The following is a 24,603-nucleotide window of genomic DNA, read 5'->3' as shown; positions in this document are numbered from 1 at the left end:
GACTGGAAAGCGCCAGGAGCCCGCCGTGGACAAATTCTTCGCCAAGTTCGCCAACGCCACAGCCCAGGTGACCGGCCGCCCGGTCACTTTCCTGGCCTGCCTGGGCCTGGTGATCCTGTGGGCGGTCTCCGGGCCGGTGTTCAAGTTCTCCGAGACCTGGCAGCTGGTGATCAACACCGGCACCACGATCATCACCTTCCTGATGGTGTTTCTGATCCAGAACACCCAGAACCGCGACAGCGAGGCGGTGCAGGCCAAGCTCGACGAGCTGATCCTGACCTCGACCGCCGACAACGACTTCGTCGGCATCGAGAAGCTGTCGGAGAAGGAGCTCGACGCCTACCACGCCCAGTGCAAGGCGGCGGCCGAGCGGGCGCACGACCGGCTGGAGAAGGTCACGGCCCTGCGCGAGAAGAAGGGCAAGACGACGCCCGCGAAGAAACCCGCGGCCAAGGCCGCGCCCCGCAAGCGAACGGCCGCGAAGGGATAGCGTATCGTCCCTCTTCCATAGGGAGAGGGAGGGGCCCGCCGCGAAGCGGTGGGAGGGTGAGGGGTTTCACCGTCGGCCGGGAAACCCCGACACGAAACCCGACCCTTGCGGGCCGAACAGAGGCCGCACGACCGCGCTCAATTCGGAGAGAGTGTAACCTCTCACCCTCCCACGCCTTCGGCGCGGGCCCCTCCCTCTCTCAAAGAGAGAGGGGTGTGAAACGCCCCTACTTCTTCTCCAGCAGCAGCGTGCCCTGCTTCTTGACCTGCCCCGTGATCTTGCTGGCGATCATCCCCAGGAAGCCCGGCAGCACGATCTCGACCAGCACCACATTGGCCGCGACGTTGAGCTTGCCGGTGATGGTCTGGCCCATGATCACGGCCGAGAAGTCCATGACGTCGTCGCGCCAGGCCTTGGTGACGTTGGCCAGGCCGCCGGGGATCTGGGCGCCCAGCTGCTCGAAGCCGCTCTCGATCCGCCGCCTGGCCTCGGCCACGCCGAGTTCGTGGGGGATGTTGATGGTGACCGGCTTCGACATGGGAACTCCAAAAGTCGTATTTCGCCCCAGACATAGGGACGACCGGGCGGTTCGGCTATACGTCCGGTTCTGACGCATCGAAGGCGCAGGTTCGGCGGCGTCCACGGAGGAAGCCATGACCGACATCGCCATGACCCAGTACTTCGACGCCCCCGTCCGCACCGCCCGCCGCACGCGCGTGGCCCGCCCGGGTCGTCCGACCGGGGTTTGGGGGTCGATCACCTATGCCGGCGTGCTGCTGGTCTGGGCCGGCCTGTTCGTGATCCGTCCGCGCCTGGCGCTGCAGGTGATGGCCCAACGCCGCGCCGACTCGCCGATCCGCCGCCGCGCCCAACCCTGAGCCTTCCGCCCCAGAGCCTCTCGCCAAACGCCTCGAACGGCGCCAAGCCAACGGCATGAGCCGTCTCGTCGCCGTCCGCCCCGTCAGCCACCCGCTCGCCGCCCCGTTCCGCATCTCGCGCGGGGTCAAGACCGCCGCCGAGGTCGTGGTGGTCGAGATCGCCGAAGGCGGCCATATCGGCCGAGGCGAGAGCGTGCCCTACGCCCGCTATGGCGAGACGGTCGCGGGCGTCGAGGCGCAGTTGGCCCCCGCCGCCCGCCTGATCGCCATGGGCGCGGACCTTTCCGAGGCCCTGGCCCTGCTGCCGGCCGGCGCCGCGCGCAACGCCCTGGACTGCGCGATCTGGGACCTGCGGGCCAAGATCTCGGGCGTGTCGGTCGCCGCCGGCACGGGCCTTGCCGTTCCGCCTTCGCTGATCACCGCCGTCACCGTCAGCCTGGATACGCCGGACGCCATGGCCGCCGCCGCCCGCAAGGTCGCCGACGCCCCGCTGATCAAGATCAAGCTGTCGGCCGAAGACCCCGCCGCGCGCCTGGCCGCGGTGGCCGACGCCGCTCCCGACGCCGCCCTGATCGTCGATCCCAACGAGGGCTGGACCTTCGACATCCTGCGCGGCCTGGAAGACCAGCTGTCGCGCCTCAACATCGCCCTGGTCGAGCAACCCCTGCCGGCCGGCGAGGACGCCGCGCTGGAAGGCTACGCTCCGCCCTTCCCGATCTGCGCCGACGAGTCGGTGCACACCGCCGCCGACCTGCCGGCCCTGCGCGCCCGCTACCAGGCCGTGAACCTCAAGCTCGACAAGTCCGGCGGCCTGACCGAGGCGCTGTCGATGCTGCGCGCGGCCAAGGCCCTTGGCTTCACCCTGATGACCGGCTGCATGGTCGCCTCGTCCCTGGCTGTCGCCCCGGCCCTGCACCTGGCCGCCGAATGCGCCTTCGCCGACCTCGACGGGCCGTGGTGGCTGAAGGAAGACCACCCGGGCGGCCTGCGCGTCGAGGCCGGGCGGATCGTGCCGCCGACGGCGGGATTCTGGGGGGATGCGATCGACGCCGAGGGGTTGTGGCTGTGAGGCGATAAGCTCCCCCTTTCCCATTTTTCTTCCCGTCATTCCCGCCCTTGTGGCGGGAAACCCTGGTTCCGCTTGCACGGGCAGAGTCAGCGGCGTGCTCAGCACGCCGCCCCTGCTGTCTTTGCGGCTGACAGAGGGTTTCCCGCCACAAGGGCGGGAATGACGGGAGTTAAAAAAGAGGCCCCCTTGACCCACCTCGCATAACACCGTGCTCTCTGCGGCATGACCGACGCCCTCGCCGCCGCGCCGCCTCCGCCCTCGCCCCCTGGCCGCAGGGACCCGCTGCAGGTCTGGTTCGGGATCTCGCTGTGGAAACGGATCCTGGCCGCCCTCGTGGTCGGGGCCGTGGTCGGCTATTTCTGGGGCGAAGGCGCCACCAGCCTCAAATGGATCGGCGAGATCTTCGTGCGGCTGATCCGCATGATGGTGGCGCCGCTGGTGTTCGTGATCATCGCCTCGGGCGTGGCCCAGCTGGGCGACGCCAAGCGGCTGGGCGGCATCGGCGTCAAGACCATCGCCATGTACGTGCTGACCACCCTGATCGCGGTGACCATCGGCCTGATCATCGCCAGCCTGCTGGGTCCCGGCGTCGGCGCCGACCTGCACAACGCCGCCCCCCAGGCGGTGGCCACGCCCAAGTCGCCGGCCGAGCTGTTCATCGGCATCGTGCCGCTCAACCCGATCAAGGCCCTGGCGGAAGGCGAGACCCTGGCGATCATCTTCTTCGCCGTGCTGGTCGGGGCCGGGGTGATCGTGGCCGGCGAGAGCGGCGAGCCCGTCGCCAAGCTGCTGGCCAGCGCCAGCGAGGTGATGCTGCGCATCGTCGGCTTCGTGATGGAGGCCGCGCCGTTCGGGGTCTTCGCCCTGATCGCCGTGGTCATGGGCACCAACGGACCCGAGACCTTCCTGCACGTGGCCAAGCTGGGGGTCTGCGTGATCATCGGCGCGGCGATCCAGACCTTCGTCACCCACGCGGCCGTGGTGCGGCTGGGGGCCTGGCTGCCGCTGGTTCCATTCTATCGCGGGTGCATGGACGCGATCCTGGTCGGCTTCTCCACCTCGTCCAGCTCGGCGACCCTGCCGGTGGCGATCCGGGTAGCCGAGGACAATCTGGGCATCAAGCCGTCGATCTCGTCGACCGTCCTGCCGCTGGGGGCGACCATCGGCATGGACGGCACGGCCATGTACGTGGCCATGCTGACCCTGTTCGCCGCCCAGGCCTTCGGCGTGCCCCTGACCCTGGCCGACTACGTCCTGGTGGCGGTGACCACCACCATCGTCGCCATGGGCGTGGCGCCGGTGCCGTCGGGCTCGCTGTTCGTGCTGGCTGCGGTGCTGGCCACGATCGGCATCGGCCCGACCCAGACGGCGATCATCGTCGGCTTCATCCTGCCTTTCGACCGCATCCTCGACATGATCCGCACCGTGCCGAACGTCACCTGCGACCTGTCGATCGCCACGGCCGTGGCCCGGTGGGAGAAGGAGATCGACGTGGAGGAGTATCTGTCGAAGAAGGATGTGTGAGGTCGGCGAAAGCCCCCTCCGGCCCTCCGGGCCACCTCCCCCAGAGGGGGAGGATCTACTCAGCGCCGCGGTTCAAGATGCTCCCCCTCTGGGGGAGCTGTCGCGGAGCGACTGAGGGGGCCGTCAGGCCGGACGCCCGATCCGCTTGATTTCCCAGTCCAGCTGGACGCCGGTCTTGGCCAGCACGTCGGCGCGGACGGTGTCGCCCAGGCCTTCCAAGTCGGCCGCGGTGGCCTCGCCGGTGTTGATCAGGAAGTTGCTGTGCAAGGGCGAGAACATCGCGCCGCCCTCCTTCCCACTTACGGAGAACAGCTTCCCCCGCCAGCCGGCCTCGTCGACCAGCTTCCACGACGAGTGGCCCGGCGGGTTCTTGAAGGTCGAGCCGCCGGTCTTTTCGCGGATCGGCTGGGTGGTCTCGCGGCGCGAGGTGATCTCGGACATGCGGGCCTTGATCGCGGCCGGCTCGTCGGCGGTCCCTTCATAGATCGCGTCGAGCACGATGACGGTCTCGCCGTCCTGCAGGGCGCTGTGGCGATAGGTGTAGTGCAGCTCTTCCACCGCCAGTTCGCGCACCTGGCCGGCGCGGTCCATGACGCGGACCGACTTGACCACGTTGACCGTCTCGGAGCCGTAGCAGCCGGCGTTCATGATCACCGCGCCGCCGATCGTGCCGGGGATGCCGGCGTAGAACTCCAGCCCGGCGATGCCGGCCTCAGCCGCCTTGCGGGCCAGGATGGCGTCGGGAACCGCCGAGCCGGCCTTGATGCGGTTGTCGCCCAGGGCCTCGACGCCGTTGAAGCCCTTGCCCAGGCGGATGATCACGCCCTCGACCCCGCCGTCGCGGACCAGCAGGTTGGAGCCGACGCCGATGGCCATGACCGGCACGGCCGGATCCAGAGCCTTCAGGAAGTCGGCCAGGTCCTGCTCGTCGGCCGGCAGGAACACCACGTCGGCCGGTCCGCCGACGCGGAACCAAGTGAACGGGGCCAGGACCTCGTCGATCAGCAGCTTGCCGCGGACGGCGGGGAGATTGGTCTTCCAGGTCATCGCTTCGTCTCCCCTTCTCCCCTTGCGGGAGAAGGTGTCGTCCGGAGGACGACGGATGAGGGGTTTCTCGGCCTCGCCGCGCGACCCCTCATCCGACCGCTACGCGGCCACCTTCTCCCGCAAGGGGAGAAGGAAGGGATCGAGCGAAAACTATTTCGCCAGCGCTTCCAGCTGGCCCGGCAGGGCGTAGGCCCAGGACGTGATGTCCCCGGCCCCCAGCAGCACGACGAGGTCGCCGCTGGTCGCCTCGGCCGCGATCAGGGCCGGCAGGGCCGCCGGGCTTTCCAGCGGCAGGGCGCGGCGGTGGCCGAACTTCTTGAGCCCCTCGACCAAGTGGTCGCGGTCGACGCCCTCGATCGGCTGCTCGCCGGCGGTGTAGACGTCGGCGACGACCACGGTGTCGGCGTCGTTGAAGCAGCTGCTGAACTCGGTCATCAGGTCGCGCAGGCGGGTGTAGCGGTGCGGCTGGACCACGGCGATCACCTTGCCCTGGCTGACCGCGCGGGCGGCTTTCAGCACGGCGGCGATCTCGACCGGGTGGTGGCCGTAGTCGTCGACCACGCGGATCCCGTTGGCGACGCCCGTGGTGGTGAAACGGCGCTTGACCCCGCCGAAGGCCGCCAGGCCGGCGCGGATGCTGTCGGCGTCGACGCCCAGCTCGCGGGCCACGGCCACGGCGGCGGTGGCGTTGAGCACGTTGTGGTGGCCGGCCATCGGCATCTTCAGGCCCTCATAGCGGACCTGATCGCCTTCCAGCGGCGAGATGACGATGTCGAAGCTGGCGCCCTCGGGGCCCATCTCGACGTTGGAGACGCGGACCTCGGCCTGCGGGTTGGTCCCGTAGGTCACCAGGCGACGGTTCTCGATCCGCGAGGTCAGGGCCTGCACTTCCGGATGGTCGGTGCAGACAGCGGCGAAGCCGTAGAACGGGATGTTCTCGATGAAGTCCTGGAAGCCGCGCTTGACCGCGTCGAAGTCGCCCCAGTGGTCCAGGTGCTCGGCGTCGATGTTGGTGACGATGGCCACGGTCGACTTCAGCTTCAGGAACGAGCCGTCGCTCTCGTCGGCCTCGACGACGATCCAGTCGCCCTCGCCGACCTTGGCGTTGGTGCCGTAGGCGTTGATGATGCCGCCGTTGACCACGGTCGGGTCCAGGCCGCCGGCGTCGAGCAGGGCCGCCACCATCGAGGTGGTGGTCGTCTTGCCGTGGGTGCCGCCCACGGCGACCGAGAACTGAAGACGCATCAGCTCGGCCAGCATCTCGGCGCGCCTGACGAGGGGAAGGCGCTTGTCGCGGCCGGCGACCATCTCGGGGTTATCGGCCTTCACCGCCGTCGAATAGACGATGGCCGAGGCGCCTTCGACATTGGCCGCGTCATGGCCGACGAAGATGCGCGCGCCGAGCTTCTCGAGCCGCTCGGTATTGGCGCTGGCTTTCGCATCGCTGCCCTGCACGGTGTAGCCGATGCGGATCATGATCTCGGCGATGCCGGACATGCCGATGCCGCCGATGCCGATGAAGTGCACGGGGCCGAGTTCGAAGGGGACGGGTCGTCGACGCTGGATCATCGGGTCGGATTAGACGATTTGACGCCCGCCGTGAACGGGGTCGATGACGCAAATCCGTCACGGCCCCTCGCGAAGCGGATCAAATGTGATAGACGCACGCGCATGAGCTCTACGCCCCTGGATAAAATCCGCAATTTCTCGATCGTGGCCCACATCGACCACGGCAAGTCGACCCTGTCCGATCGCCTGATCCAGACCACGGGCGGCCTGACCGCGCGGGAGATGAGCGCCCAGGTTCTCGACAACATGGACATCGAGAAGGAGCGCGGCATCACCATCAAGGCGCAGACCGTGCGCCTGAACTACAAGGCCAATGACGGCGAGACCTATGTCCTCAACCTGATGGACACGCCCGGGCACGTCGACTTCGCCTATGAAGTCAGCCGCTCGCTGGCCGCCTGCGAAGGTTCGATCCTGGTCGTCGACGCCTCGCAGGGCGTGGAAGCCCAGACCCTGGCCAACGTCTACCAGGCCATCGACAACAACCACGAGATCGTTCCGGTCCTCAACAAGGTCGACCTGCCGGCCGCCGACGTCGAACGGGTCAAGGCCCAGATCGAGGACGTCATCGGCCTGGACGCCTCGGACGCCGTCGAATGCTCGGCCAAGACCGGCGTCGGCATCCCCGACGTGCTGGAAGCCATCGTCAAGCGCCTGCCCGCCCCCAAGGGCGACCGCAGCGCCCCGCTGAAGGCCCTGCTGGTCGACGCCTGGTACGACGCCTATCTGGGCGTGGTCGTGCTGGTGCGGATCTTCGACGGCACGCTGAAGGCCGGCCAGCAGGTCCGCATGATGCAGACCGGCGCCACCCACCGCATCGACAAGGTCGGGGTGTTCACGCCCAAGGCCACCGACGTCGCGGAACTGGGCCCGGGCGAGGTCGGCTTCTTCACCGCCTCGATCAAGGAAGTGGCCGACGCCGCCGTCGGCGACACCATCACCGACGAGAAGAAGCAGACGGCCGAAGCCCTGAAGGGCTTCAAGGAAGTCGTGCCGGTGGTGTTCTGCGGCCTGTTCCCGGTCGACGCCGCCGACTTCGAGGATCTGCGCGCCGCCGTCGGCAAGCTGCGTCTCAACGACGCCAGCTTCACCTACGAGATGGAAAGCAGCGCGGCCCTCGGCTTCGGCTTCCGCTGCGGGTTCCTCGGCCTGCTGCACCTGGAGATCATCCAGGAGCGCCTGTCGCGCGAGTTCGACCTCGACCTGATCGCGACCGCCCCGTCGGTGGTCTACAAGATCAAGATGCGCAACGGCGAAGAGATCGAGCTGCACAACCCGGCCGACCTGCCGGACGTCATGCAGATCGAAGAGATCGCCGAGCCCTGGATCAAGGCCACGATCTTCACCCCGGACGAGTTCCTGGGCGGCGTGATCAAGCTCTGCCAGGACCGTCGCGGCATGCAGCGCGAGCTCAGCTACGTCGGCAACCGCGCCATGGTCGTCTACGACCTGCCGCTGAACGAAGTGGTGTTCGACTTCTACGATCGCCTCAAGTCGATCTCGAAGGGCTACGCCAGCTTCGACTACGCGCTGGAGGACTACCGCGCCGGCGACCTGGTGAAGATGTCGATCCTGGTCAACAGCGAGCCGGTCGACGCCCTGTCGATGCTGGTCCACCGCAGCCGCGCCGAAAGCCGCGGCCGCGGCATGTGCGAGAAGATGAAGGACCTCATCCCGCAGCACATGTTCGTCATCCCGATCCAGGCGGCCATCGGCGGCCGGATCATCGCCCGCGAGACCGTCCGCGCCCTGCGCAAGGACGTGACCGCCAAGTGCTACGGCGGCGACGCCTCGCGTAAGCGCAAACTTCTGGACAAGCAGAAGGAAGGCAAGAAGCGGATGCGCCAGTTCGGCAAGGTCGAGATCCCGCAGGAAGCCTTCATCGCCGCCCTGAAGATGGACGAGGATTGATCGGCGGAGGGCCTAGCCCTCCCAGCCCCGTGCAATGTTTCCGGACGCCGCGGCCATTCGCAAGGATGAGCCGCGGTTTTCGTTTTGAGACGTGGAGCCAGGCTTAACCGCTCGGGCTGTCTTGTTCGACGATATCGACCGCGCCGCTGCCCCCGTCGTAGATCAGGCGATATCCTCGCAAGAAAGAGCGTCCGAGGATCACGCGATGCCACTGCTCGCCCTCGTGCAGCCGGACGCCGGTGAAGGGCTGAAACAGCAACCGGTCCAGCCGCGGAATGTAGATCCTGGCCGTGTAGATGAAGGCGCGATGCCTTCCGCCTACACCGCTGATCTCGCCCTCGTCGGTGATGGGGAGCTTCAGTCGCCTGGCGAGTTCGTCGTCTATGCAGTCGCCGCCTGCGCCGGTGTCGATCAACGCCTTGACCTCTTTCTCCGGCAAGTCCGGCGTCGTCCCGGCGACGGAGCGGGATTTCAGGCCGATATCGACCCTGATCGTCGGGCCAATCCGAACGAGCAGGTCCGCCGGACTTTCTCCGGCGCGCCCCGACTTAAAGCCCGCCGGTATCGAGCGCATGCGCCGGTCGGAAGATCATGCCGCCAGGCAGTTGCACCGGACCTGCGCCGACCTGCCGAATGAGATAGGGACCGCTGTCAAAGCAATCTACGGCCATCGTCGCAGCCGCCTCGAAGTCCTCGAAGGCGTCGATGAACTCGCCGTCGCGAAACACCACCCACTCGTGAAGATGCTCGGTTTCGAGTTGAGCCTTCATACGGTCGAAGGCGGCAATGTCTTCGCTGAGATCAGCCATCTGACGACTCCCCACTTCGCCGTTGAAGCACAGGCTGCGAGTCTCCACCAATCACTTCAAGGGCTGTGGAAAACTTGTGGGCTGAATCGTCCACGCAGGGGTTAACACTGCCATCGAAGCCGAAGGATGCGCCAGCGCCCGACGGCAACCACCACGCGCACAATGTGCTAAAATTACTATTTCGCGAGCTTCGGCGAAGCCTAGGGTTCGGCCGCGCTCGATCGGGAGAACGGTCGCGCGCTCGTCAGACAAAGAGCCGGAGGAACGACCATGGCCTTCCCTACCGCCGTCAACAGCCAGATCACCGACGCCGTCACCCAGGCCAACGTCAACGTGCTGGGCGACGCCCCGGCCATCGCCATGGGCAACCTCTTCCAGGCCACCGCCCAGGCCCTGGCCAATGCGGCCCACAACGCCACCAACGCCCAGCAGCAGAGCTATGTGACCGCACAGGCGGCCACCACCCAGGGCGTGGCCACGCTCTACTCGCTCGACACCGCCTCGACCGGTATCGCGACGCAGCGGATCTTCGCCGCCGACGCCAAGACCGGCGGCTGAGGAGCGCGACCATGGCTTACCCGACCGCCATCAACAGCCAGATCACCGACGCGATCACCCAGACCTCGGTGCAGAACCTCGGCTCGGCCACGGCCCTGTCGTTCGGACAGTTCGCCCAGTCCACCGCCCACGCCCTCAGCCTGGCGGCGCACAACGCCACCCTCGGCCAGCAGCACCTGGCCATCCTCAGCCAGGCCGTGATCGCCCAGGGCGTGGCCCTGATCTATGCCGGCCAGAGGCGCCTCGATGTCTAGGCCTCCGTCCAGCAAGGCGCCCGCCCGGACGCCGCCCGCCTCGGACGTCGAGTCGGCCGCTCCGCCGAGCGACCCCGTCATCGACCCGGCCATCGCAGCCGCCCTCGCAACCACCCAGGCGGAGATGGAGCAGGCCGCCGCAGCCGCGGAAGCGGCCATGGCCGCCGCCGAGGGGGCCATCACCGGCAGCCTCTCGCAGCCGCCCGCCCTCGAAGCGCCCGCTTCGGAAGGCGCCGCGGAGGTCGCGGCCGAACCGCTGCTGAAGCAGGCCCGGCCGTCGCCCCATCCTCAATCGGCGGCGACCTCGACGGTCAACAGCCAGATCCTCGACGCCGTCGCCGAGGCGGCCCGGACGCCGGAGGCCGCGCCGGTCCTCGCCGCCGCCCTGCTGAAGGTGGCCGGCGCGCAGAGCCTGGGCCTGGCGATGCACAACGCCGTGGCCCGCCAGCAGGCCGACCGGGTGGTGGGCCAGGCCGCCATCGCCGCCGCCTGCGCCAGGATCCTCGAACACGCCGGCGGCGTGCTCGTCACGCCCAAGCCCGAACCTCAGCCCGAGGGGACAAGCGCATGAACGCCGAAACGCCCTTCCCGGAAGACGTGGTCGCCTCGCTCAACGACGCCGGCCGACGCCTGATGGATGTCGACACCGGCGGCCTGACGGGCGCCGGCAAGGCCTATGAGATGGTGGCCCAGTCGGCCGCCCTGGCCTTGCAGGACGCCGTGGACAGCCTGCGCAATGTCAGCCTGCTGGCCGACACCGCCGCGGGCGTGGCCCTGTCGCAGTTGCTGGCCACCGGCGACGCGCGCTACGCGACCGTCCTGACCGCCACCCAGCAGATGAAGGCCTCTGCCGCCGACGCCTTCGGCAAGATCTCGGCCGTCGCCGCCAATGCGGTGGAGACCTTCCCGAAGGTCTAGGATCAGCACCCGGCCTTGGGCAGCGACAGCCTCGGGTCGGTGACGAACCGCTCGTCGGTCAGGGTGTGCAGGAAGGCGACGAGGCCTTCGATCTCGTCGTCGCCCAGCCCCATCGCCGCGCGGTGTCGGCGGATCGCCTGCTCCAGGGTGCGGGCCGAGCCGTCGTGCAGGTAGGGATCGCTCAGCGCCACGTTGCGAAGCGACGGCGTGCGGAAGCGGCCCTTGTCGGCCGCCCTGCCGGTGACGTCGGCCAGGCCCTGGTCGCCGCTGAGCGGGGCGTCGATGCGGTGGAAGCGGGGCCTGTCGGCGTCGGTGAACAGCGGGCCGGCGTGGCAGCCGGCGCAGCGGCTCTTGAACAGCCGCTCGCCGCGCAGGGTTTCGGGCGAGACCGCCACCGCCTCGCCACGCTTGCGGCGGTCATAGGGGCTGTCGAACGAGACGAGCGTGCGTTCGAAGGCGGCCAGGGCCTTGCCGATCGTCGCCATGCTCACCGCCCCGCCCTCGTCCGGGAACGCGTCGGCGAACATCCGGCGATAGCAGACCTGCCCGGAGAGGCGGGCAGTCAGCACCGCTTCCTGGCCCGCGAAGCCCATCTCGACCGGCTTGGTCCCGGCGATCGGGATCAGCGCCTGGTCCTCCAGGCGCTTCACGCCGGCGTCGCCCCAGGTCAGGGCGCGGAACCAGCCGACATTGGCCAGGGTCTGGATGTTGCGCCGACCCGGATCGCCGTGAACGCCCGGGTGGGTCGCATTGCCGTCGGTGAAGCCGCGCCGCTGCTCATGGCAGGTGGCGCACGACATGGTGCCGTCGATCGACAGGTCGGCGTCGTAGAACAGCTTCCGGCCAAGGGCGACCTTGGCGTCCGACATGGGATTGTCGGCCGGGACCGGCGGCGGGGTGACGCCCGCCGGCAACTTCCAGTCGAAGGCCGACAGGACGGGCGGGGCAAAGGCGGCGGTCAGCAGCAGGCCGGCCGCGAGGGCCAGGGCCTTGCCGTAGAGATCCAGCGGCACGCCCTCTCCTTCCGGTCAGGGCTTGCGCGCGACGAGGATCGGCAAGGTCGCCTCGGCGTTGGCCGAGATCTGCACCACGTAGTCGCCGGGCGTCAGGTCGAAGGTCACCATCTTGCGCACGGTCGAGCAGGCCGGGCCGCGGCCGTGGGCGGTCGAGCGCTGGGCCGCGCCGTCCTTCAACACGTCGATCCAGGCGCCGGCGCCCAGAGCGACGACGTAGGATCCCGCCGTCTCGATCTTCAGCGAGAAGAGGCCGCCCTTGCTGACCGTGCCGCCCGGCTTTTCCGGCTGGACGACATAGGCCACCTCCGGCGTCGGCGACAGGGTCGCGGCATAGGCCTGGCCGGGGACCAGCAGCGCCTTGGGCAGATCGGCGGCCGAGGTCGCCGCCGTCAGCGGAACTTTGGCCGACCAGGCGGCCAGATCCGCCGGCAGGTCGGCGTCGCGGGCGGCGCAGACCGGCTCGGCAGGCGTCTGGGCGAAGGCGGCGGGACCGACGAGGGCCAGGCCGGCCGCCAGGAGAACGACAAATCGCATGGCTCTGCTCCCTAGAACCGGACGCGCAGGTCGGCACGGAAATTGCGGCCTTCCTCGGGGAAGCCGTCGACCAGCTGGTACTTCTGGTCCAGCAGGTTGCGGGCCCCGACCACCACGTCGATCTTCGGCGTCACGCTCACCTGGGCCGTCAGGTTGGCCAGGATGTAGTCGCCGGTGCGGTAGTAGCGGGCCGGGCTGACCAGCGAGCTCGACGTCACCGTCCAGCGCTTGGACGCCGCCTCGACGCTGGGCGTCACGGTCAAGCGGTCGCTGACGCTCCAGTCGGCGTAGAGAAACAGCTTGTGGGTCGGCACGCCCGTAGGACGGAAGGCGGCGTTGGTCGGGTCGGTCAGCTCGCGGTGCAGGTAGGTGTAGTTGCCGCCGAAGGTGAGCTTGTCGCCCGCCTTGAAGGTCGCCCCGCCTTCCAGGCCGTAATACTCGCCGTCGCCGGCGTTCCTGGTCTGGTTGACCGTGCCGAAGGGCGCGCCCAGGGCCACCGGAATCAGGATCAGAGCGTCGCGCACGTCGCTGTAGAACACCGCCCCCTCGATCTTCAGCAGCGGCGTGAAGTCGACGGCCGCGCCCAGTTCGTAGTTCACCGCCCGCTCAGCCTTGATGTCCGGGTTGGGCGCCACCATGCCGAACCGCGAGCTGTAGCGCTCGAACAGGGTCGGGAAGCGGGCGCGCGACGAGACGCTGCCGTGCAGCTGAACGTCGGCGATCGGCCGCCAGACCAGGGCCGCCTGGCCGTTCCAGGCCACGTCGTCGGTCAGCGGGTAGAAGACGAAGGCGCCCGAATTGTAGTCCTGGGCCTGTTTCAGGTCGCGGCGATCGCGCGAGACGCCAACCACCAGGTCGACCTTGTCGCCGAACCGCTGGGTGTCCTCCAGAGCCAGCGAGGTGGTGTCTTCGATCACCGTCTGGCGGGGCTCGGTCGAGGCAGGGCTGAAGCTCTGCTGCCACTCCACATGCTTGTCGCGGCGATAGAAGGCAGCGGCCTTGAGGGTGTTGGACGCGGTGACGTCGACGTCCAGCTCCAGGTTCCCGCCATAGGCCAGGTCGTCATAGTACGAACGGAAGGCGCGCCCCAGGGTCTGGCTGTTCTGGCGGGCGTTGTCCCACGAGTAGAGGGCGTTCTCGAAGCTGTTGCGGTAGAAGCGCGTCTTCAGCCAGGCGTTGTCGGCGATCCTGGTCCGGGTCAGCAGGGCGAGGCTGTCGAGGTTCCAGTAGGGCCAGCTCCAGTAACGCGTGCTGGCCGTGTCGGTGACGTGATAGGGCGCGTTCTTCTCGCCCTCCTGGCGGGTGTAGGTGATCGAGTATTCGTCGGTGGCGTTGGGCGTGAAGCCGGCCTTCAGATTGACCCGCCAGTCCTCGCTTTCCGAGTGATCGCGGTTGCCGCCGTTCTCCAGCGTGGTGGCCGTGTAGTCGTCCGGCAGCTTCCAGTGGGTACGCTCGCTGCGCGCGCCGCTGACCTGGGCGTAGAACCGGTCGCCGCGCCCGCCGATGCGGCCCGACACCGTGTTTCCGTTCAGCGAGCCGTCGCCGTCGAGGCCCACGCCCACCCGCACCTCGCCCTCGAAGGGCGCCGAGGGCTTGCGGGTCACTAGGTTGATCGCCCCGCCCAGGCCGCCCGGCCCGTCGAGAACCGAGACATAGCCCTTGGAGACCTGAACCTCGGAAAGGTCGGCGGTCAGGAAACGCGCGAAGTCGATGCGGTTGTCGGCCGGCAGGAACACCCGCACGCCGTCGATCGACAGGGTCGTCTGGAAGCGGTCGAAGCCGCGGATGAAAACGAGGCGCTCGTTGCGCGAGCCGCCGCTGTTTCCCGCCGCCGCGCCGGGGATCAGGTCCAGCGCCTGATCGACGCTGGCCTTGTCGAACTTGCGCAAGTCTTCGCCCGAAACCGTCGCTCCGCCGATCGTCTCGCCGGCCGCGTTGCGTGCTGTCACCTGCACCTCGCCCAGGGCGTAGACATCCGATCCTTGGGCATGGGCGACGCCGGCCAGCAGCGTGCCGGCGAGAAGCGCGGTTCGAAACAGCATTGAGACCCCTCGTTATGTAGTGATGGTACATATCGATTCGAACTCGTCTTGACCTTGCAGATTTTCTTCCAGACGCCCCTTCGGTCGAAATGCTACCCATCGCAGCGCCGACGGAGGCCCGCATGCTCGAGATCCCCCATGCTTAAGATATTGGGCCGCACCTCGTCGCTGAACGTGCGCAAGGTGCTGTGGACCTGCGACGAGCTCGCCCTGCCCTACGACCGCGAGGACTGGGGAACGGGCTACGCCTCGACGCATGACCCCGCCTTCCTGGCGCTCAATCCCAACGCCCTGGTGCCGGTGATCCTCGACGAGCACGGGCCGCTGTGGGAGTCGAACACCATCTGCCGCTACCTGGCCTCGCGCCACGACATCGGCCAGGCCCTGCTGCCGGCGGAGCCGCGCGCCCGGGCCGGGGTCGAGCAGTGGATGGACTGGCAGGCCACCGAGCTCAACACCGCCTGGCGCTACGCCTTCGCCGGCCTGGTGCGGCGCATGCCCGGCTTCGACGACCCTGAGCAGATCGCCGCCAGCATCCGCGCCTGGAACGCCGCCATGACCGTGCTGGAACGCCAGCTGGAGCGCACCGGCGCCTTCGCGGCCGGCGAGACCTTCACCCTGGCCGACATCGTCCTGGGCGTCTCCGTCCACCGCTGGGCCGCCTCGCCCATCGACCGCGACATGCTTCCGGCCGTCGCCGCCTACTACATCCGCCTGCGCGGCCGCCCCGCCTTCCAGCCCTGGGCGCTGGACGAGGTGCCTTGAGAAGCCCGAGAAACGTTGCGGCGATCGCCTCGAAAGACTATCTTTTCACGCAAATGGACTGGGGTTTCTCGGTCGGCGTCGGGCTCCTGGGATTTCTCGGGGGCCCTTCTGCTTTCAGGGAAAAGTCTTCAGGCCTCCGAACGCAAGTTTCGGTCGAAGGACCTCGAACGCGCGGTTCTCCTGCATCGGACGCAAGACCTTCAATCCGATCGGCCTGGCCATCATGTCCGCAAGCTGCAGGCCCGACGAGTTGCTCTTCTTGTCGACGAAGAGCGGCTCCCAGCGGATTTGCCTGAAATCGGGTCGGCGATAACCCCAGCGCACTTCGTTGGCGACAATACGCCGGAAGTGCAGCTCCAAAGCTGCATCCTCCTTCCGCCCACGGCCTTCGAAGACGACGTGTACGAGCAGCCCGGCTTGGCCCAGTGCGAGAAGGCGCTCCAGCAACTTCTCCAGGCAAAAGTGCAGCGCGAGCTCGTAGGGGCTCCAAGGCTCAGCATAGCGGTCAACCAGCCGGACCTTGTCGATCACCGCCGCGACGATCTCGAAATCACTCGTCGCCACGATCTCGTTGATGCGCTCGATAAAAGTCTCTCGCTTTTCCACGCTCGTCTGCAGAAAGGCGAAGGCGTTCTGCTGACGCCGGATATCGCGTTCATGCAAGATCAGCTGATCGTGGCCGACGAAGTCGAACTTAAGCCGCTGCAGGCAAGGTACGATCGTTTCCGCATAGGCCTTCTTGCCGACTAAGACGGCATTCAGGACGAACAGCGGAAAGGTTGGGTCCGGATTGTCCAGGACCGGTGACCCACTCTCGTCGGCGAACACGATGTAGTCCGCGAAGCTCAAGATCAACTCCCGCCCAACGGGAATGAACTTAACCAAGGCGAGCCGCCGCTTCTACCCCTGCCCGTTTCCTGCGCAGCCCGATCGTCCGAACGCTGCGGAACGGTGGTCCGCGAAGGCTTCCGCTCGCCTGGTGAACAAAGTGGAGAGCCGACGCGGCGACGCGCCTGCTTAGCTCGGTCCCGTCAGGCCGCCCGGTCGCGGGCGGCGGCGAAGGGGATAGGGCCGTACATATGCCAGAGGGCGTCCGCTTACCGACCAGACGACAACTGCTGACCGCCATCGCCCAAGTGGGCGGAACGGCGGCGCTTTACCAGGCGATGACCAGCCTCGGCCACGCGGCCGAGACCCAGTTCCACGGACCTCCGAACCTCGCCGGCGCCCGGCCGGGGGCGTCGGTGGTGGTGCTGGGCGCGGGTCTGGCCGGCATGCTTGCGGCCTATGAGCTGACCCAGGCCGGCTACAAGGTGCGGGTCCTCGAATACCAGAACCGCCCCGGCGGCCGGAACTGGAGCCTGCGCGGCGGCGACACCTATACGGAGTTGGGCGGCGCAACCCAGAAGATCGGCTTTTCGCCCGGCAACTACCTCAACCCCGGCCCGTGGCGGATCCCCCACCATCACCGCACCCTGCTGCACTACTGCAGGCAGTTCGGCGTGGCGCTGGAGCCGTTCATCCAGTTCAACCACAACACCTGGATCCACTCCTCGACGGCGTTCGGCGGCAAGCCGGTGCGCTTCAAGGCCGCGGCGGCCGACTTCGAGGGCAATGTCGCCGAACTGCTGGCCAAGTCGATCAACACCAAGGCCCTGGACGAGACCGTCACGCTCGAGGATCGCGAGAAGCTGCTGGAGGCCCTGAAGGGCTGGGGCATGCTCGACAAGGACTACCGCTACGCCAAGAACCTGCGCAGCGCCTCGCACCGAGGCTACGACCGCCCGCCCGGCGGCGGCATAGACGGCGCGCCGATCCCGTCGGATCTCTACGCCCTGCACGACGTGCTCGACCCGCAGGTCTGGACCTCGATGGCCTTCTTCATGGGCCACGAGATGCAGACCACCATGTTCCAGCCGGTGGGCGGCATGGACATGATCGGCAAGGGCTTCGCCAAGCAGGTCGAGGGGCTGATCACCTACAACGCCAAGGTCAGCAAGATCGCCCAGGACGACAAGGGCGTGGCCGTCACCTTCGCCGACACCGCCACGGGCAAGGTCGAGACGACCAAGGCAGACTGGTGCGTTTGCACGATCCCGCTGTCGATCCTGGGCCAGATCGAAAGCGAGATCAGCGACGACCTGGCCGCGGCCATCAAGGCCGTGCCCTACTCCGGCCAGGTGAAGATCGGCCTGGAGATGAAGCGGCGGTTCTGGGAGGAGGACGACTCCATCTACGGCGGCCACAGCTTCACAGACCAGGAGATCGCCCTGATCTCCTATCCCAACAACAATCTCTTCGGGAACGGGCCGGCCGTGCTGCTGGGGGCCTTCGCCCGCGAGATGGGGGCCTATCGCCTGGCCGGCATGACGCCGGAGCAGCGGATCGAGGTCGCCCTGCAGCAGGGCTCCGTCCTGCACCCCGGCAGCTACCGCAAGGAGTTCGCCAGCGGCGCCTCGGTGGCCTGGAGCCGCGTGCCCTGGACGCTGGGCTGCTGCGCCCGTTGGACCGAGGAGACCCGCAAGCAGCACTACCAGACCCTGGTGGCCATGGACCGCCGCGTCGTGCTGGCCGGCGAGCACGCTTCTTACGTCGGCTGCTGGATGGAGGGCGCCCTGCTCTCGTCGCTGGACGCCATCACCCGCCTGCACAAGCGCGCCCTGGAGGCCTGAGCATGACCCGCCTTACCCTCATCGCGGCGTCCGGCCTGGCCGCCGCCCTCGCCTGCGCGATCCCCGCCGTCGCCCAGGCCCCTGCCGGCGGAGACACCGGCGGCGGCGTGGTCCGCGTCGCCAAGCCCGTCACCGGTCAGCAGGTCTATGAAGCCGTCTGCCAGGCCTGCCACATGGCCGATGCAAAAGGGGGGAGCGGCGCGGGGACCATCCCCGCCCTCGCCGCCAATCCGAAGATGGCCGCGGCCGCCTACCCGACCATGATCGTCGTGCGCGGCCAGGGCGGCATGCCCAGCTTCGCCGGAACCCTCGACGACGCCCAGATCGCCGAGGTCGTCACCTATGTCCGCACCCGCTTCGGCAACGCCTACGCCAAGCCGGTGACGGCGGCCGACGTGGCGAAGATCCCCCATCCGGACCTCTCCGGCGGGCACTAATCGGGGACGCGGGGCGTCGCGGCGTGCTAAAGGCGGCCGATGACCGACGAGACCGACGCCCCGCCGCCGAACGAAACCCCGATGCAGCGCGCCCTGCGCCTGAAGAAGGCCGCGCAGGGCCGCCATGGCCACGGCCCCAAGGCCTCCAGCGGCAAGGTCGATCGGGCCGACGCCGTCGCCCCGACCGGCAAGTCCCGGCCCTGGATGACGCGCTAGGACCACAAAGGGAGATCAGGGCCCATGACTATCCGCCCCGAACGCCCGGAAGACATCGCCGCCATCCGCGCCGTGACCACGGCCGCCTTCGAGGGCCGGCCCTACAGCAGCCAGACCGAGGCCCTGATCGTCGACGCCCTGCGCGCGGCCGGCGCCCTGTCGCTGTCGCTGGTGGCGCAGGCCGACGACGGCCAGGTCGTCGGCCACATCGCCTTCTCGCCGGTCGACATCGAGATCTCGGACGGCGCCTGGTATGGCCTGGGCCCCGTCTCGGTGGCGCCCGACCGCCAGAAGGAAGGCCACGGCCAGGCCCTGATCCGCGAGGGCCTGGAGCGCCTGAAGGCCATGGGCGCGACCGGCTGCGTGCTGCTGGGCTCGCCGCTCTACTACGCCCGCTTCGGCTTCGAGACCGACGAGGCCCTGACCTACGGCGGCGAGACTTCGCCTTACCTGCAGCGCCTGGTGTTCAAGGGCCGGTCGCCGCGCGGGGCGGTGACCTATCACATGGCGTTCGGGGCTTAAGAGCTCCCCCCTTAAACTCCCGTCATTCCCGCCCTTGTGGCGGGAATGACGGGAGGATTGGGAGGCAGCGCCCTCTCCCTACTTCCCCGAGAACCACGCCTTCAGCCGCGCCACCTCGGCCGGGCTGACCGGGATCACCGCCCCGTGCTTGGGGCTCTGAAAGTTGGTCGCCTTCATCGGCGAGCCGGGGTCGTTGAAGCGGCCGAGGTTCCTGTAGTGGATGAAGTCGGTCGTCTCGGAGAAGCCCATGTTGTTCGGCTTGGCCCCGAACACGTCGTACATCAGGACGTAGGTCTCGGTTCCCGTCCGCCGCCACAGGGTCGGGGCCTCGGCGGCCACGGCTTCGGGATCGATCTTGCCGGGTTCGTAGACATAGCCGCCGGTCAGGCTCTTCGACGTGGCGTGGCGGATGCCGGCCGGATTGTCGTAGCCGACCGCGAACAGGTGATAGGTGTCGCCCACCTTGGTGATGTCGCCGTCGATCAGGCTCTGGGCCGGATCCGGATGGGCCAGCAGCGGCTTGGGCTCGGTGGTCAGGGTGGTGAAGGCGTCATCAGCGTAGGCGTAGACTAGGGAGTTGCGGCCGGCGCCGATGCGGGTCGTGAAATAGACCATCATCGCCTTGCGGGCCGGATCGTAGATCGTCTCCGGCGCCCAGCCGCAGCCGATGTCGCCCATCTGCGGAAACAGCTTGTCGACCCGGGCGATCGAATGCGTCCAGTGGACCAGGTCGTACGACTTCATCAGGATCAGGCCGCGGTTGTTGCCCCAGCCATAGCCGTTCTCCGGCCGCTCCCATTTGTCTGAGCGAAGCCCCTTCTCCTGGGCGAAGATGTGCAGGTCGGTCATCGCCAGATAGAAGGCCCCGTCCGGGCCACGGGCGATGTGCGGGTCGCGCAGGCCCTTCTGCTCGGCCACGCCCCGCCCCTCCAGCACCGGCGCACCGTCGTTGACGTCGGTGAAGCTGTAGCCGTCGGACGAGACGGCGAAGTGCAGGGAATGGGTCTCGTCCTTGAAATAGGCCAGCAGATAGGCGGTCTGGTCCTTTACCGCCGGGGCCTTGCCGGGCTTCAGGCGCTTGACGATCTCGACCTGTTTCGCGGGCGCGGCCCAGGCGGGCGCGGCGCCCAGCAGGCCCAGCGCCAGAACCGATGCGCAGGCCCCGAGCGAGCGGCGGCGCCAGGCGTTGAAGCCCATCTGAAGTCCTCCCGTCACGCGTGGACGTTCCCACGGTGACGGGTATTTGTCTGACTTATTCCGGGAAGTGCAAGAGGGACCGCGACGCTCGCACATTGTGGCCAGGCCCCGCGAGGACTAGCAAGGACGCAGCCTTTCGTAGGAGTCGGCTTTGCGCCTCACCCTTTGCCTCGCCCTGCTGCTCGTCGCGACGGGCTGCACGACCATCACCTACAACTGCAACGTCCCAGGCGCCTGCCCGGGCGTCGATAAGCCCGGCGTCTCGGTCTCGGTGATCAACAAGCCGGCCCGGCCGTAAGGCCGGCCTAGGGCGGATCGACATTCGGCGTTTGAGACGAAAACCTCGTCCTTCGACAAGCTCAGGATGAGGTTTTTCTGCTGCCTGGGCCTGTAAATGGTCCTCATCCTGAGCTTGTCGAAGGACGAGGACCACGCACCGAGCCTGAATGTCGATTGGCCCTAGACCATCCCCACCGTCTTCAGGCGGGCGCGGGGGTGGATCTCGTTCTGGCTCATCACCACGGTCTGGCCGCGGAAGCGCTCGATGATCGAGCGCACATAGGGGCGGATGGCCGGGCTGGTCAGCAGCACCGGCGACTCGCCCTGCAGGGCGGCCCGCTCGAAGGTGTCGCGCACGCCGCGGATGAAGTCCTGCAGGCGCGACGGGGCCAGGGCCAGCTGCTTGTCGTCGCCGGGGCCGATCAGGGCGTCGGCGAAGGCCTGCTCCCAATCGGCCGACAGGGTGATGATCGGCAGGGCGCCGTCGTCGCCGCGATTGGCCCAGCACAGCTGGCGGGCCAGGCGGGCGCGGACCTGCTCGACCAGCTGGGTGACCGAGCTGGTGTGCGGAGCGGCCTCGCCGATGCCTTCCAGGATCTGCGGCAGGTCGCGGATCGAGACGCGCTCCTTGAGCAGGGCCTGCAGCACGCGCTGGATCGTGGCGGCGTTGACCACGCCGGGGATCAGGTCGTCGACGAGCTTCTTCTGGTTCTCCGGCAGCTCCTTCAGGAGCTTCTGCACCTCGGCGTAGGAGAGCAGGTCGGCCATGTTCTCCTTGAGAATCTCGGTCAGGTGCGTGGTCAGCACGGTGGCCGGATCGACGACGGTGTAGCCGCGGAACGTCGCCTCTTCGCGCAGGTCGTCGGCGACCCAGGTGGCGGGCAGGCCGAAGGCGGGTTCGCGCACGTGCTCGCCGGGCAGCTCCACCTGGCCGCCGCGCGGGTCCATGGCCATCAGGTGGCCCAGGCGCACCTCGCCGAGGCCCGCCTCCATCTCCTTGATACGGATCGCGTAGCCCTGGTTGGCCAGGCGCATGTTGTCGAGGATACGCACGGGCGGCATGACGAAGCCGAACTCGGTGGCCAGGGTCTTGCGCAGGGCGCGGATCTGGTCGGTCAGGCGGCGGCCTTCCAGGTCGTTGATCAGGGTCAGCAGGCCGTAGCCCAGCTCGATCTTGACGTCGTCGATGGCCAGGGCCGCGCTGATCGGCTCCTCTTCCGGCTCGGCCGGCGCGTCGGCGGCGGCCTTGGCCGCTGCCTCTGCGGCCTCCCTGGCGGGAGCCAGCTTGGCCTGCTGGGCGCGGCGATAGGCCAGCAGGCCCGCGCCGACCGCCAGGCCCGCGAACGGAATGATCGGCATGCCCGGGATCAGGGCGATGACGCCCGACGAGGCCGAGACCATGCCCAGCGCGACCGGGTTCATGGCCAGCTGGGTGGTCAGGGCCTTGTCGGCGCTGCCCTCGACGCCGGCCTTCGACACCACCAGACCGGCGGCGATCGAGATGACCAGGGCCGGGATCTGGCTGACAAGGCCGTCGCCGATGGTCATCAGGGTGTAGGTCGAGGCGGCCTCGCCGATCGGCACCTTGTGCTGGACGACGCCGATCAGGATGCCGCCGACGATGTTGATGGCGGTGATGATCAGGCCGGCGACGGCGTCGCCCTTCACGAACTTGCTGGCGCCGTCCATGGCGCCGAAGAAGGTGCTTTCCTGCTCCAGCTCCTTGCGGCGGATCTTGGCGGTGTCCTGGTCGATCAGGCCGGTCGACAGGTCGGCGTCGATAGCCATCTGCTTGCCGGGCATGGCGTCCAGGGTGAAGCGGGCGGCCACTTCGGCGATCCGGCCCGAACCCTTGGTCACGACCATGAAGTTCACCACCACCAGGATGATGAACACGATCACGCCGATGACGAAGTTGCCCTGCATCATCAGGTTGCCGAAGGCGGCGATGACCGCGCCGGCCCCGTGGCCGCCCTCGTGACCGTTGCCCAGGATCAGGCGGGTCGAGGCGATGTTGAGGCCCAGGCGGTAGAGCGTCGCGACCAGCAGCACGGTCGGGAACGAGGTGAATTCCAGCGGCTTCTTGATCAGCACCGCGGTCATCAGGATCAGCACCGAGCCGGTCAGCGACACGGCCAGCAGCACGTCCAGCAGGAACGGCGGCACGGGCAGGATCAGCAGCACGATGATGCCGACGACGCCCAGGGCCAGACCCATCTCACCGCGCAGGATCCCTTCCCACAGCGATTTGGCGCTGGGGATCGAGCTTGCGGCCTTGGGGGCGGCGGCGTCAGCCATGGAAAGCCTTGCTGCTGTGTCTAGGATCGGACCGTCCCGCTTGGAGCGATTTGGAGCGGCCCGCCATCTCCTTAATCGAAATTAGCCATGTTCGGCGCCGGACCGATCGTCGCGGGCGCCGAACGGCGTTCCATACTCCAGGTTTAGGCCGCCGCGCCCACGCCGCCCTGCGGGGGCGGAACGCTGACGCCGGCGTCGCCGTATTCCTTGAGCTTGTTGCGCAGGGTGCGGATCGAGATGCCCAGGATGTTGGCCGCGTGGGTGCGGTTGCCCAGGCAGTGCTCGAGCGTGTCGATGATCAGGGTCTGCTCCATCTCGGCGACCGTCTGGCCGACGAAATTGCGGGTGGCCGCCGAAGCCACGGCCTCGGCCGCCGCCATCGAGGCGCCGCGGGCCACGGCCGCGTCGGGGGCCGGGGCCAGGGGCTGGCCGTCCGGCAGGCGGATGGCGAACTCCTCGATCTCCGGACCGGTCGACAGCAGCACCGCGCGGTGCATGGCGTTTTCCAGCTCGCGAACGTTGCCCGGCCAGCGGTGGGCGATCAGGCGGCGCTTGGCCTCGGCCGAGATCGGCTTCAGGTCGATGCCGTTGGCGGCCGAGTACTTCTTCACGAAGTGCTCGCACAGATTGATGATGTCGCCCGGGCGTTCGCGCAGCGGCGGCAGGGCCAGGTTCACGACGTTCAGGCGGTAGAGCAGGTCTTCGCGGAACACGCCTTCCTTGACCGCCTCGGCCAGGTTGCGGTTGCTGGTCGCGAGGATGCGGATGTCGACCTTCACCGGCTTGGTGCCGCCGACGCGGTCGATCTCGCGCTCCTGGATGGCGCGCAGCAGCTTGGCCTGCAGGCGCACGTCCATTTCCGAGATTTCGTCCAGCAGCAGGGTGCCGCCGTTGGCTTCCTCGAACTTGCCGATGCGGCGGGCCAGGGCGCCGGTGAAGGCCCCCTTCTCGTGGCCGAACAGCTCGCTTTCCAGCAGGTTCTCGGGGATGGCGGCGCAGTTGACGCTGATGAACGGCGCCTTGGCCCGACGCGACTTGGCGTGGACGTGGCGGGCCATCACCTCCTTGCCCGAGCCGCTTTCGCCGGTGATCAGGATCGAGGCGTCCGACGGCGCGACCTGGTCGGCCAGCTTGATCACCTGCTCCATGTTGGGGTCGCGGGCGATCATCGGGCGGTTGTCGTCGGTCACCGCGGCCAGGACGGCGGCGATCAGCTCGGCGTCCGGCGGCAGCGGGATGAATTCCTTGGCCCCGGCCTTGATGGCCCCGGCCGCGCGCATCGGGTCGGCGTCGACGCCGCAAGCCACGACCGGCACCCGGATCCGCTCGCTCTCGTTGGCGGCGATAAGGCCGGCGATGTCGAGACCGTAGTCGACCATCATCAGGTCGGCGCCCTGACCGGCCCGCAGCGCGTTGGTCGCCTGCTCCGTGGTCTCGACGTGCGAGACCTTGGCGCCCGCGTTCATCGCCATCTTCACGGCGACCGAGAGCTGACCGTTCAGTTTTCCAACGACCAAGAGGCGCATTGTCTTCTCTCCGGGCGGCCCTTCCGGACCGATCTTCTACTGCTTCGCCCTGTTTTCGAAGGGCGCGGACTA

Annotated in this window: 27 protein-coding genes; 15 read left to right on the top strand and 12 right to left on the bottom strand. The window is 68.2% G+C overall.

The window, feature by feature from the left end; all coding sequences use genetic code 11:
• Window positions 1–25: 25 nt before the first annotated feature.
• Window positions 26–490 carry a low affinity iron permease family protein gene (locus tag AC07N1_RS16415; protein ID WP_494672771.1) on the top strand — a complete coding sequence of 155 codons (465 nt, stop codon included), beginning with the start codon at window positions 26–28 and terminating at the stop codon, window positions 488–490.
• A gap of 226 nt (window positions 491–716) precedes the next feature.
• On the opposite strand, the gene AC07N1_RS16410 is transcribed toward AC07N1_RS16415, so the two are convergent.
• Window positions 717–1,028 carry a polyhydroxyalkanoic acid system family protein gene (locus AC07N1_RS16410; RefSeq protein WP_494672770.1) on the bottom strand — a complete coding sequence of 104 codons (312 nt, stop codon included), beginning with the start codon at window positions 1,026–1,028 and terminating at the stop codon, window positions 717–719.
• A 115-nt stretch (window positions 1,029–1,143) separates the two neighbouring features.
• On the opposite strand from AC07N1_RS16410, the gene didA reads away from it, so the two are divergent.
• The 3 genes from didA (at window position 1,144) to AC07N1_RS16395 (ending at window position 3,961) form a co-directional block, all read left to right on the top strand.
• On the top strand, window positions 1,144–1,368 hold the full coding sequence (didA, locus tag AC07N1_RS16405; protein ID WP_494672769.1) for a DNA damage-induced SOS-independent cell division inhibitor A: 225 nt from the start codon (window positions 1,144–1,146) through the stop codon (window positions 1,366–1,368).
• A gap of 55 nt (window positions 1,369–1,423) precedes the next feature.
• Window positions 1,424–2,437: an N-acetyl-D-Glu racemase DgcA gene (gene dgcA / locus AC07N1_RS16400; protein ID WP_494672768.1), complete on the top strand. Its 1,014-nt coding sequence runs from the start codon at window positions 1,424–1,426 to the stop codon at window positions 2,435–2,437.
• A 222-nt stretch (window positions 2,438–2,659) separates the two neighbouring features.
• Window positions 2,660–3,961: a dicarboxylate/amino acid:cation symporter gene (locus tag AC07N1_RS16395; protein WP_494672767.1), complete on the top strand. Its 1,302-nt coding sequence runs from the start codon at window positions 2,660–2,662 to the stop codon at window positions 3,959–3,961.
• A gap of 123 nt (window positions 3,962–4,084) precedes the next feature.
• On the opposite strand, the gene murB is transcribed toward AC07N1_RS16395, so the two are convergent.
• Both murB and murC read right to left on the bottom strand, forming a co-directional pair.
• On the bottom strand, window positions 4,085–5,008 hold the full coding sequence (gene murB, locus AC07N1_RS16390; RefSeq protein ID WP_494672766.1) for a UDP-N-acetylmuramate dehydrogenase: 924 nt from the start codon (window positions 5,006–5,008) through the stop codon (window positions 4,085–4,087).
• A 150-nt stretch (window positions 5,009–5,158) separates the two neighbouring features.
• The gene (murC, locus tag AC07N1_RS16385; protein ID WP_494672765.1) at window positions 5,159–6,577 is read right to left on the bottom strand and encodes a UDP-N-acetylmuramate--L-alanine ligase; all 1,419 of its coding nucleotides are present in this window, start codon (window positions 6,575–6,577) and stop codon (window positions 5,159–5,161) included.
• Between the two features lie 102 nt (window positions 6,578–6,679).
• Here murC and lepA point away from each other — a divergent pair, with 102 nt between their 5' ends.
• On the top strand, window positions 6,680–8,488 hold the full coding sequence (gene lepA / locus AC07N1_RS16380) for a translation elongation factor 4 (RefSeq protein WP_494672764.1): 1,809 nt from the start codon (window positions 6,680–6,682) through the stop codon (window positions 8,486–8,488).
• A 103-nt stretch (window positions 8,489–8,591) separates the two neighbouring features.
• Here the strand turns inward: lepA and AC07N1_RS16375 are convergent, their stop codons facing one another.
• Together AC07N1_RS16375 and AC07N1_RS16370 are read right to left on the bottom strand one after the other, a co-directional pair.
• Entirely contained in the window at window positions 8,592–9,062 is a 471-nt protein-coding gene (locus AC07N1_RS16375) for a retroviral-like aspartic protease family protein (RefSeq protein ID WP_494672763.1), read from the bottom strand.
• Window positions 9,037–9,297, bottom strand: a complete 261-nt coding sequence (locus tag AC07N1_RS16370; RefSeq protein ID WP_494672762.1) for a hypothetical protein — start codon at window positions 9,295–9,297, stop codon at window positions 9,037–9,039. The genes AC07N1_RS16375 and AC07N1_RS16370 overlap by 26 nt, the downstream gene beginning before the upstream one ends.
• 270 nt (window positions 9,298–9,567) lie before the next feature.
• On the opposite strand from AC07N1_RS16370, the gene AC07N1_RS16365 reads away from it, so the two are divergent.
• From AC07N1_RS16365 to AC07N1_RS16350, 4 genes are read left to right on the top strand one after another with little or no spacing between them, the layout of a single operon-like run.
• Entirely contained in the window at window positions 9,568–9,855 is a 288-nt protein-coding gene (locus AC07N1_RS16365) for a RebB family R body protein (protein WP_494672761.1), read from the top strand.
• Between the two features lie 11 nt (window positions 9,856–9,866).
• The gene (locus tag AC07N1_RS16360; protein ID WP_494604601.1) at window positions 9,867–10,109 is read left to right on the top strand and encodes a RebB family R body protein; all 243 of its coding nucleotides are present in this window, start codon (window positions 9,867–9,869) and stop codon (window positions 10,107–10,109) included.
• The gene (locus tag AC07N1_RS16355; protein WP_494672760.1) at window positions 10,102–10,680 is read left to right on the top strand and encodes a RebB family R body protein; all 579 of its coding nucleotides are present in this window, start codon (window positions 10,102–10,104) and stop codon (window positions 10,678–10,680) included. The genes AC07N1_RS16360 and AC07N1_RS16355 overlap by 8 nt, the downstream gene beginning before the upstream one ends.
• The gene (locus tag AC07N1_RS16350) at window positions 10,677–11,027 is read left to right on the top strand and encodes a hypothetical protein (protein WP_494672759.1); all 351 of its coding nucleotides are present in this window, start codon (window positions 10,677–10,679) and stop codon (window positions 11,025–11,027) included. The genes AC07N1_RS16355 and AC07N1_RS16350 overlap by 4 nt, the downstream gene beginning before the upstream one ends.
• 2 nt (window positions 11,028–11,029) lie before the next feature.
• On the opposite strand, the gene AC07N1_RS16345 is transcribed toward AC07N1_RS16350, so the two are convergent.
• The 3 genes from AC07N1_RS16345 to AC07N1_RS16335 are packed head-to-tail and all read right to left on the bottom strand — an operon-like array spanning window position 11,030 to window position 14,619.
• Window positions 11,030–12,040: a cytochrome-c peroxidase gene (locus AC07N1_RS16345; protein ID WP_494672758.1), complete on the bottom strand. Its 1,011-nt coding sequence runs from the start codon at window positions 12,038–12,040 to the stop codon at window positions 11,030–11,032.
• A gap of 15 nt (window positions 12,041–12,055) precedes the next feature.
• A complete protein-coding gene (locus AC07N1_RS16340; protein ID WP_494672757.1) occupies window positions 12,056–12,577 on the bottom strand; it encodes a homogentisate 1,2-dioxygenase in 522 nt (173 codons plus the stop codon).
• An 11-nt stretch (window positions 12,578–12,588) separates the two neighbouring features.
• A complete protein-coding gene (locus AC07N1_RS16335; RefSeq protein WP_494672756.1) occupies window positions 12,589–14,619 on the bottom strand; it encodes a TonB-dependent receptor plug domain-containing protein in 2,031 nt (676 codons plus the stop codon).
• Window positions 14,620–14,757: 138 nt separating this feature from the next.
• On the opposite strand from AC07N1_RS16335, the gene AC07N1_RS16330 reads away from it, so the two are divergent.
• Entirely contained in the window at window positions 14,758–15,384 is a 627-nt protein-coding gene (locus AC07N1_RS16330) for a glutathione S-transferase family protein (protein WP_494672755.1), read from the top strand.
• Between the two features lie 114 nt (window positions 15,385–15,498).
• Here the strand turns inward: AC07N1_RS16330 and AC07N1_RS16325 are convergent, their stop codons facing one another.
• The gene (locus tag AC07N1_RS16325; protein WP_494672754.1) at window positions 15,499–16,233 is read right to left on the bottom strand and encodes a DUF3800 domain-containing protein; all 735 of its coding nucleotides are present in this window, start codon (window positions 16,231–16,233) and stop codon (window positions 15,499–15,501) included.
• A gap of 230 nt (window positions 16,234–16,463) precedes the next feature.
• On the opposite strand from AC07N1_RS16325, the gene AC07N1_RS16320 reads away from it, so the two are divergent.
• The 4 genes from AC07N1_RS16320 to AC07N1_RS16305 are packed head-to-tail and all read left to right on the top strand — an operon-like array spanning window position 16,464 to window position 19,231.
• Window positions 16,464–18,056, top strand: coding sequence for a flavin monoamine oxidase family protein (locus AC07N1_RS16320; protein ID WP_494672753.1), 1,593 nt, complete (start codon window positions 16,464–16,466; stop codon window positions 18,054–18,056).
• A gap of 2 nt (window positions 18,057–18,058) precedes the next feature.
• On the top strand, window positions 18,059–18,493 hold the full coding sequence (locus AC07N1_RS16315) for a c-type cytochrome (protein WP_494672752.1): 435 nt from the start codon (window positions 18,059–18,061) through the stop codon (window positions 18,491–18,493).
• A gap of 39 nt (window positions 18,494–18,532) precedes the next feature.
• Window positions 18,533–18,709: a hypothetical protein gene (locus AC07N1_RS16310; protein ID WP_487287760.1), complete on the top strand. Its 177-nt coding sequence runs from the start codon at window positions 18,533–18,535 to the stop codon at window positions 18,707–18,709.
• Window positions 18,710–18,733: 24 nt separating this feature from the next.
• Window positions 18,734–19,231: a GNAT family N-acetyltransferase gene (locus tag AC07N1_RS16305; RefSeq protein ID WP_494672751.1), complete on the top strand. Its 498-nt coding sequence runs from the start codon at window positions 18,734–18,736 to the stop codon at window positions 19,229–19,231.
• A 78-nt stretch (window positions 19,232–19,309) separates the two neighbouring features.
• Here AC07N1_RS16305 and AC07N1_RS16300 read toward each other — a convergent pair whose 3' ends face one another.
• The gene (locus AC07N1_RS16300) at window positions 19,310–20,446 is read right to left on the bottom strand and encodes a glycoside hydrolase family 43 protein (protein ID WP_494672750.1); all 1,137 of its coding nucleotides are present in this window, start codon (window positions 20,444–20,446) and stop codon (window positions 19,310–19,312) included.
• 133 nt (window positions 20,447–20,579) lie between these two features.
• On the opposite strand from AC07N1_RS16300, the gene AC07N1_RS16295 reads away from it, so the two are divergent.
• Window positions 20,580–20,726: a hypothetical protein gene (locus tag AC07N1_RS16295; protein ID WP_494672749.1), complete on the top strand. Its 147-nt coding sequence runs from the start codon at window positions 20,580–20,582 to the stop codon at window positions 20,724–20,726.
• A 161-nt stretch (window positions 20,727–20,887) separates the two neighbouring features.
• On the opposite strand, the gene flhA is transcribed toward AC07N1_RS16295, so the two are convergent.
• On the bottom strand, window positions 20,888–23,005 hold the full coding sequence (flhA, locus tag AC07N1_RS16290; protein ID WP_494672748.1) for a flagellar biosynthesis protein FlhA: 2,118 nt from the start codon (window positions 23,003–23,005) through the stop codon (window positions 20,888–20,890).
• A 143-nt stretch (window positions 23,006–23,148) separates the two neighbouring features.
• Entirely contained in the window at window positions 23,149–24,531 is a 1,383-nt protein-coding gene (flbD, locus tag AC07N1_RS16285) for a sigma-54-dependent transcriptional regulator FlbD (RefSeq protein WP_110133308.1), read from the bottom strand.
• Window positions 24,532–24,603 lie beyond the last annotated feature (72 nt).

The organism is Caulobacter sp. GW821-FHT09B11, assembly GCF_059418205.1.
Note: the sequence above shows the minus strand (reverse complement) of the source record. Positions and strands in the feature narration are given on the sequence as shown.

Excerpts from the sequence above, each read along its gene's own strand:
- AC07N1_RS16335 (WP_494672756.1), bottom strand. The coding sequence starts at position 14,619 with ATGCTGTTTCGAACCGCGCTTCTCGCCGGCACGCTGCTGGCCGGCGTC.
- flbD (WP_110133308.1), bottom strand. The coding sequence starts at position 24,531 with ATGCGCCTCTTGGTCGTTGGAAAACTGAACGGTCAGCTCTCGGTCGCC.
- AC07N1_RS16365 (WP_494672761.1), top strand. The coding sequence starts at position 9,568 with ATGGCCTTCCCTACCGCCGTCAACAGCCAGATCACCGACGCCGTCACC.
- AC07N1_RS16375 (WP_494672763.1), bottom strand. The coding sequence starts at position 9,062 with ATGCGCTCGATACCGGCGGGCTTTAAGTCGGGGCGCGCCGGAGAAAGT.
- AC07N1_RS16320 (WP_494672753.1), top strand. The coding sequence starts at position 16,464 with ATGCCAGAGGGCGTCCGCTTACCGACCAGACGACAACTGCTGACCGCC.
- AC07N1_RS16310 (WP_487287760.1), top strand. The coding sequence starts at position 18,533 with ATGACCGACGAGACCGACGCCCCGCCGCCGAACGAAACCCCGATGCAG.
- AC07N1_RS16330 (WP_494672755.1), top strand. The coding sequence starts at position 14,758 with ATGCTTAAGATATTGGGCCGCACCTCGTCGCTGAACGTGCGCAAGGTG.
- AC07N1_RS16410 (WP_494672770.1), bottom strand. The coding sequence starts at position 1,028 with ATGTCGAAGCCGGTCACCATCAACATCCCCCACGAACTCGGCGTGGCC.
- AC07N1_RS16340 (WP_494672757.1), bottom strand. The coding sequence starts at position 12,577 with ATGCGATTTGTCGTTCTCCTGGCGGCCGGCCTGGCCCTCGTCGGTCCC.
- AC07N1_RS16370 (WP_494672762.1), bottom strand. The coding sequence starts at position 9,297 with ATGGCTGATCTCAGCGAAGACATTGCCGCCTTCGACCGTATGAAGGCT.
- AC07N1_RS16360 (WP_494604601.1), top strand. The coding sequence starts at position 9,867 with ATGGCTTACCCGACCGCCATCAACAGCCAGATCACCGACGCGATCACC.
- AC07N1_RS16355 (WP_494672760.1), top strand. The coding sequence starts at position 10,102 with ATGTCTAGGCCTCCGTCCAGCAAGGCGCCCGCCCGGACGCCGCCCGCC.
- murC (WP_494672765.1), bottom strand. The coding sequence starts at position 6,577 with ATGATCCAGCGTCGACGACCCGTCCCCTTCGAACTCGGCCCCGTGCAC.
- AC07N1_RS16350 (WP_494672759.1), top strand. The coding sequence starts at position 10,677 with ATGAACGCCGAAACGCCCTTCCCGGAAGACGTGGTCGCCTCGCTCAAC.
- flhA (WP_494672748.1), bottom strand. The coding sequence starts at position 23,005 with ATGGCTGACGCCGCCGCCCCCAAGGCCGCAAGCTCGATCCCCAGCGCC.
- AC07N1_RS16305 (WP_494672751.1), top strand. The coding sequence starts at position 18,734 with ATGACTATCCGCCCCGAACGCCCGGAAGACATCGCCGCCATCCGCGCC.
- dgcA (WP_494672768.1), top strand. The coding sequence starts at position 1,424 with ATGAGCCGTCTCGTCGCCGTCCGCCCCGTCAGCCACCCGCTCGCCGCC.
- lepA (WP_494672764.1), top strand. The coding sequence starts at position 6,680 with ATGAGCTCTACGCCCCTGGATAAAATCCGCAATTTCTCGATCGTGGCC.
- AC07N1_RS16315 (WP_494672752.1), top strand. The coding sequence starts at position 18,059 with ATGACCCGCCTTACCCTCATCGCGGCGTCCGGCCTGGCCGCCGCCCTC.
- AC07N1_RS16395 (WP_494672767.1), top strand. The coding sequence starts at position 2,660 with ATGACCGACGCCCTCGCCGCCGCGCCGCCTCCGCCCTCGCCCCCTGGC.
- didA (WP_494672769.1), top strand. The coding sequence starts at position 1,144 with ATGACCGACATCGCCATGACCCAGTACTTCGACGCCCCCGTCCGCACC.
- murB (WP_494672766.1), bottom strand. The coding sequence starts at position 5,008 with ATGACCTGGAAGACCAATCTCCCCGCCGTCCGCGGCAAGCTGCTGATC.